Here is a 5,433-nt window from a genome sequence, read left to right as displayed (position 1 = left end):
GGTAACACGGGTTCAAATCCCGTACGGGGTACAATGGCTTGCCCCCGATCCGATCTCCGGGTCGGGGGTTTTACCATTCACTACTTCGGTGTGGGTTAAACGTTGTCGTCCCAGCCGGGCCCACGAGTTTGTAGCTACCAACACCCGGCTACCAACCGATTTTTGCGCTGATAGCTACAGGTAGGTAGCTGCATTTAGGTTTGGCGGGTGCCGGACGGACCCTTTTGCGACATCAATGCCGGCGGTAACAAAGCTCAACGCCTGGCCGTGTTCATGCACAGTCTTGAACTCCGGTCTTGAACTCCGGGTTTAAAAACTAAGGAACGTAAAAAGGCGGAATAGTCAGCTTGAAGTGATCGGGAGCAATCTCCAGACGTCACGCCACGATGTTTAAGCAACTAGCTTTTTAGTATTCGAACACTTGCTCCTATGCAGGCTGAGGGATGTGCAGGGCGCTCTTAGACTTGTGTATGTTCCCGAGCAGAAAGGGGTCTTATCTATGACCGAAACGTTCATTGCATCCCCGCGACTGATGCAAGCAATCAACATCGCTGCGTGGGCGCACCGCGGGCACGTGCGCAAAGGCACGGAAATCCCGTACATCACGCATGTGTTCGGTGTCATGCATTTGCTGTCTCAGGTTACTGAGGATGAAGACGTGCTCATCGCTGGGCTTTTCCATGACATTTTGGAAGACGTACCGGAGGAATACTCGGAGCAGCAGATGGTGCAGGACTTCGGACCGCGAGTGCTAACACTGGTACACGGCGTGACTAAGGACGACACACTGTCAGGGTGGCAGGAGCGCGCCGACGCCTACTTGGCGAACCTTGCGCAAGCCGAGGAAGGAAGCGTGTTGATCTCGGCTGCGGACAAACTGCACAACTTGCTGTCCATCCTGGCGGACCACCAAGCAATCGGTGAGGAGCTGTGGCTGCGGTTTAACTCCGGCAAGGAACGCCAGCAATGGTGGTACGGCGCGGTTTACCAAGTGGCACAGCGACGACTCCCCGGAAACGCACTTGTAGAGGAGCTCGGTTTCCGGGTGCGGGAGCTGCGCGCGCTCTAAATTAAAATTTAGAAGCCGAACTGCGCGCGCAGGTCCTCAACTTTGGCACGCTGGCGCAACTGACCATGATGGGCCAGGAACAGTTCAACTGGGTCGCGCAGCGTCTGCAAGAGTCCAATGCGCGCTGGAAGGTGCTGGGCAACTCGGTCATGGTTTCGCCGATGCGCTTTGCCACGATTGCCAACAATGACAAAGCCAACCTAGCTACGGGTTACATGCAGGAACGTGCGACCGGTATTGCGGTGAACTCGGATCAGTGGGACGGCTACGCCGCAGAGCGTGACCGCCTGCTGACCATGCTGGATGAGCAGGAAGCAAACACGCTTTTCCTCACCGGTGACATCTACTCGGAGTGGGCAAACTCAATTGCCTCACCATCCGGCTTCGGAGAGATTGGCTGCGAGATGGTCACCACCTCGATCTCTGCGCCGAATGTTGATGAGATTTTGACCACGACGTTCGGTACCTACCATCCGGAGGACAACTCAACGTCGTTGATAGTTGAGCAGGCGATTCGCGACGCTAACCCGTGGGTTGAGCACATTGACTTTGATGCGCACGGCTACGGCATCGCCAGCATCCACCACGACTATGTGGACATGCTGTACTACCGGGTCTCAGACGTGGAGGACCCTGACGCCACGGTCAGCCTAGGGGTAAGTAGGACGTGGCGAATCGGCGAAGGGTTCGTTGAAGCTTAGAGAAGAAAACCGCGTTGGTTATAGCGCGGCTTCAAGCTGTTTGCGGGCAGACAAAAGCTCCTTGCCCCACCTGCCGGCAGGCGATGGTTTGAGACGCTCCGCCGGCCCGGAGATAGACAGCACCGCAACCAGTGTGCCGTCGGGCTGGAAGATCGGGGTGGAGACTGAGGCAAGTCCCACTTCACGCTCAGCGACGGACTCCGCAAAGCCGTCTGCGCGGACTCGTTCAAGGTCTGCGGGGTCAAAAGGAGCGTCGATAGGCGAATGTGCTGCAAAGACGCGGGCGGCGGAGCCGGCGGCAAGTGAGAGCCGCGAGCCGACAGGCACGACGTTGTGCAAGCCGGAATCGGGTTCCTCAGCGGCGATGCACGTGCGAGTATCACCCGTGAGCTCATAGAGCTGTACCGATTCGCCAGTCGTGGCAACTAGGTCGCGCATCACGGGGGTGGCAACGCCAATCAGGTGGGGTGAGGTGCCGGCGGAAAAACGCGCAAGTGCTGGGCCGATGGTCCATGCACCTTGCTCGGTGCGTGCAAGGATGTGATGCACTTCTAAGGCTGTGGCAATGCGATGCGCGGTGGCGCGCGGTAGGCCTGTGTCGGTGCTGAGTGCGGCCAGGGTCTTATCGCCCCTGCTTACGGCGCGGATGATGGCAACGGCGCGGTCGAGAACCTTGATACCCGAGTCTTCGCTATACTGTCTCACACCATGGATGGTAGCATCTCGCATGCTGGAATCGGAGAAGGAGAATGCTATGGCTGAAACCTCGGCTAAAACACCGCTGACACTGGCCGAGAAAGTGTGGCGCGACCACGTCGTGACCAAGGGCGAAAACGGAGAGCCGGACCTCATCTATATTGACTTCCAGCTCCTGCACGAGGTTACCTCACCGCAGGCGTTTGACGGCCTGCACATGAGCGGACGCACCATCCGTCACCCAGAGCTGCACCTGGCCACAGAAGACCACAACGTGCCAACTGAGGGCATTCTCAGCGGCAATCTGCTGGAGATCTCCGAACCTACGTCGCGTACCCAGGTGGAAACGTTGCGAAAGAATTGCGAGGAGTTCGGCGTGCGCCTGCACCCAATGGGTGATGTGAAGCAGGGTATTGTGCACACCGTTGGCCCGCAGCTTGGTATTACGCAACCGGGCATGACTATCGTGTGCGGTGACTCGCACACTTCCACCCACGGCGCGTTTGGCTCTATCGCCATGGGCATTGGTACTTCCGAGGTCGAGCACGTCATGGCCACCCAGACCTTGTCGCTGAAACCCTTTAAGACGATGGCGATTGAGGTCACCGGCGAACTGGCTGAAGGGGTGACCGCAAAAGACCTGATTTTGGCCATCATTGCCAAGATTGGCACCGGCGGCGGCCAGGGACACATCATTGAGTACCGTGGCGAAGCCATTGAGAAGCTGTCGATGGAAGCGCGCATGACTATCTGCAACATGTCCATCGAAGCTGGCGCGCGCGCTGGCATGGTCGCGCCGGATGAGAAGACCTTTGAGTACGTCAAGGGCCGTGAGTTCGCGCCCAAGGGTGCGGACTGGGACGCGGCGGTGGAGTACTGGAAGACGCTGCCGACCGATGAAGGTGCAACCTTTGACACCGTTGTAGAAATCGACGGCTCCAGCCTGACTCCATTTGTCACCTGGGGTACCAACCCGGGCCAAGGACTGCCGCTCGGTGCGAATGTGCCGGACCCAGAGGACTTTGGTGATGACGCTTCCAAGCAGGCTGCGGCCAAGGCACTGAAGTACATGGACCTGACGCCGGGTACCCCGCTGCGTGACATTGCCATTGACACCGTCTTCCTCGGCTCCTGCACCAACGCCCGTATTGAGGATCTGCGTGCTGCCGCTGAAGTGGTCAAAGGCCGCACCATTGCTGAGGGCACTCGCATGCTGGTTGTGCCGTCTTCCACCATGGTCAAGCAGCAGGCAGAGGAGGAAGGCCTCGACGTCATTTTCACCGAGTTCGGTGCTGAATGGCGCACCGCTGGCTGCTCCATGTGCTTGGGCATGAACCCGGACCAGCTCGCACCGGGGGAGCGCTCCGCATCTACTTCCAACCGAAACTTTGAAGGCCGCCAGGGCCCGGGTGGTCGCACTCACCTAGTTTCCCCACTGGTTGCCGCGGCTACCGCCGTAACTGGCCACCTCGCAAGCCCCGCTGACCTGTAGAAGGAGATTTCAACCATGGAGAAATTCACCACCCACGTCGGCATCGGCGTGCCGCTGACCCGCACCAATGTTGATACTGACCAGATCATCCCGGCGCGATACCTCAAGCGCGTATCGCGCACCGGTTTTGAGGACGGCTTGTTTTCCAACTGGCGCGAAAACGAGGCAGACTTCGTACTCAACCAAGAGGCGTTCAAGAATGGCTCTGTTCTGTTCGCCGGCGAGGACTTCGGTACCGGCTCATCGCGTGAGCACGCAGTGTGGGCCTTGATGGACTACGGCTTCCGTGCGGTGTTCAGCCCGCGTTTTGCCGATATTTTCCGCGGCAATTCCGGCAAGGCCGGCCTGCTGGCAGGCATCATGAGCGAGTCTGACATTGAGCTGATTTGGAAGCAGCTTGAGCAGCAGCCAGGCCTTGAGGTCACGGTCTCGCTTGAAGATCGCACGGTCACGGTGGGGGAGAACACCTACACCTTTGACCTCGATGACTACACGCGTTGGCGCCTTATGGAGGGTCTGGACGATATTGGGCTGACGCTTCGCAATGAGGAAGCGATTGCCTCCTACGAGGCGTCGCGCCCGTCGTTTAAGCCTGCTGTTGTGCCTGAGTAACTTGCTGGTGCACGTCCGGGGCAAACGTCTCTAAGAATGCCAAGCAGGTGTGGACCACCCCGTCGATCGCACTGGTCAGGTGCGCGCGGAACTGCTCTTCGGTGTAGTCCCAGTAGCCCGGCATGGTGTACGCCACGCCAAGGGCTGCTAGGTCGTTTTCCTTGTCCTGGAAGGCGGAGACCGAAGGGTAGGCGTTGTTGAGGTTGTAAGCGCGCGCCCACGCCATGAGCTCCTCGAAGCGGTCGGCCTTGACCGCGTCAACGGCCACGGTAGTTGCCACGATTACGTTGGGGGCGAGGAACTTCACCTGCATGCCAATGCCGCTAAACCCAGTCTGTAAAGTCTGGGTTTTTTCGTTGGCGTCGTACTGCCAGCCAAGCTCATCAAACGCTGTTGTCGCGCGCTCAAAAGACAGCGGGATAAATGTCTCAGTGGTTTCAGTGCTCTCAGTTGTCATTGTGTTTAAGCCTCCGTTGTCCCAGTCGCATCTGCGTCGGTGGTTTCGTTTCCACCGGTAGGTGGCGTCTCATCCGGGATGTGCGGCAGCGTCTTGCGCAGATCCCCCTGCAGGTCATGGATGGTGGAGAAGTAGAACTGCAGCATGGCCTTCAGCTGCCCATCGCTAACACCGTGTGGTGCAAACAGTGGCGCTTCGAGCAACACGATGGTGGAGTTATCTGAACGTGTAATCGGGTGAGTGCGTACAAGCGGCATGAAGCGGTTGAGCTCATTGGCTCGCAGTCGCACCGTGGCGGTGTCTTCCTCAGACTCAATAAAACCCAGCCAGCGTGTGGTGATCTTGCAGCCAATCTCAGCAAACTCGAAAAAATGGGGTGTCATGATTCTGGTGGACGGTGAAACCC

7 protein-coding genes and 1 tRNA gene (1 of these 8 only partly in view) are annotated in these 5,433 nt (G+C 58.4%); 5 read left to right on the top strand and 3 right to left on the bottom strand.

What is annotated here, in order from left to right:
• The 3 genes from HMPREF3101_RS06200 to HMPREF3101_RS06190 form a co-directional block, all read left to right on the top strand.
• Positions 1-31: transfer RNA gene (locus HMPREF3101_RS06200), tRNA-OTHER, on the top strand; it begins 54 nt to the left of the window's first position.
• Between the two features lie 468 nt (positions 32-499).
• Positions 500-1,069, top strand: coding sequence for an HD domain-containing protein (locus HMPREF3101_RS06195; RefSeq protein WP_070463707.1), 570 nt, complete (start codon positions 500-502; stop codon positions 1,067-1,069).
• 65 nt (positions 1,070-1,134) lie between these two features.
• Positions 1,135-1,770 carry an alkaline phosphatase D family protein gene (locus HMPREF3101_RS06190; RefSeq protein WP_070463706.1) on the top strand — a complete coding sequence of 212 codons (636 nt, stop codon included), beginning with the start codon at positions 1,135-1,137 and terminating at the stop codon, positions 1,768-1,770.
• Between the two features lie 18 nt (positions 1,771-1,788).
• On the opposite strand, the gene HMPREF3101_RS06185 is transcribed toward HMPREF3101_RS06190, so the two are convergent.
• Positions 1,789-2,499, bottom strand: coding sequence for an IclR family transcriptional regulator (locus HMPREF3101_RS06185; protein ID WP_070463705.1), 711 nt, complete (start codon positions 2,497-2,499; stop codon positions 1,789-1,791).
• Between the two features lie 25 nt (positions 2,500-2,524).
• On the opposite strand from HMPREF3101_RS06185, the gene leuC reads away from it, so the two are divergent.
• Entirely contained in the window at positions 2,525-3,958 is a 1,434-nt protein-coding gene (leuC, locus tag HMPREF3101_RS06180) for a 3-isopropylmalate dehydratase large subunit (protein ID WP_070463723.1), read from the top strand.
• Between the two features lie 15 nt (positions 3,959-3,973).
• Complete coding sequence (gene leuD / locus HMPREF3101_RS06175; protein WP_070463704.1) at positions 3,974-4,570, top strand: 3-isopropylmalate dehydratase small subunit; 597 nt, start codon at positions 3,974-3,976, stop codon at positions 4,568-4,570.
• Here the strand turns inward: leuD and HMPREF3101_RS06170 are convergent.
• Together HMPREF3101_RS06170 and HMPREF3101_RS06165 are read right to left on the bottom strand one after the other, a co-directional pair.
• A complete protein-coding gene (locus HMPREF3101_RS06170) occupies positions 4,545-5,027 on the bottom strand; it encodes a hypothetical protein (RefSeq protein ID WP_070463703.1) in 483 nt (160 codons plus the stop codon). The genes leuD and HMPREF3101_RS06170 overlap by 26 nt on opposite strands.
• A gap of 5 nt (positions 5,028-5,032) precedes the next feature.
• A partial coding sequence (locus tag HMPREF3101_RS06165) for a type III secretion system chaperone family protein (RefSeq protein ID WP_210386178.1) occupies positions 5,033-5,433 on the bottom strand: 401 nt, incomplete at its 5' end.

Origin of the sequence: Corynebacterium sp. HMSC29G08 (genome assembly GCF_001806875.1) — a bacterium.
Classification (GTDB): domain Bacteria; phylum Actinomycetota; class Actinomycetes; order Mycobacteriales; family Mycobacteriaceae; genus Corynebacterium.
Note: the sequence above shows the minus strand (reverse complement) of the source record. Positions and strands in the feature narration are given on the sequence as shown.

What these genes read in the sequence shown, in the direction of transcription:
- HMPREF3101_RS06195 (WP_070463707.1), top strand. Translation starts at nt 500, where the DNA reads ATGACCGAAACGTTCATTGCATCCCCGCGACTGATGCAAGCAATCAAC.
- leuC (WP_070463723.1), top strand. Translation starts at nt 2,525, where the DNA reads ATGGCTGAAACCTCGGCTAAAACACCGCTGACACTGGCCGAGAAAGTG.
- HMPREF3101_RS06190 (WP_070463706.1), top strand. Translation starts at nt 1,135, where the DNA reads ATGATGGGCCAGGAACAGTTCAACTGGGTCGCGCAGCGTCTGCAAGAG.
- HMPREF3101_RS06185 (WP_070463705.1), bottom strand. Translation starts at nt 2,499, where the DNA reads ATGCGAGATGCTACCATCCATGGTGTGAGACAGTATAGCGAAGACTCG.
- HMPREF3101_RS06170 (WP_070463703.1), bottom strand. Translation starts at nt 5,027, where the DNA reads ATGACAACTGAGAGCACTGAAACCACTGAGACATTTATCCCGCTGTCT.
- leuD (WP_070463704.1), top strand. Translation starts at nt 3,974, where the DNA reads ATGGAGAAATTCACCACCCACGTCGGCATCGGCGTGCCGCTGACCCGC.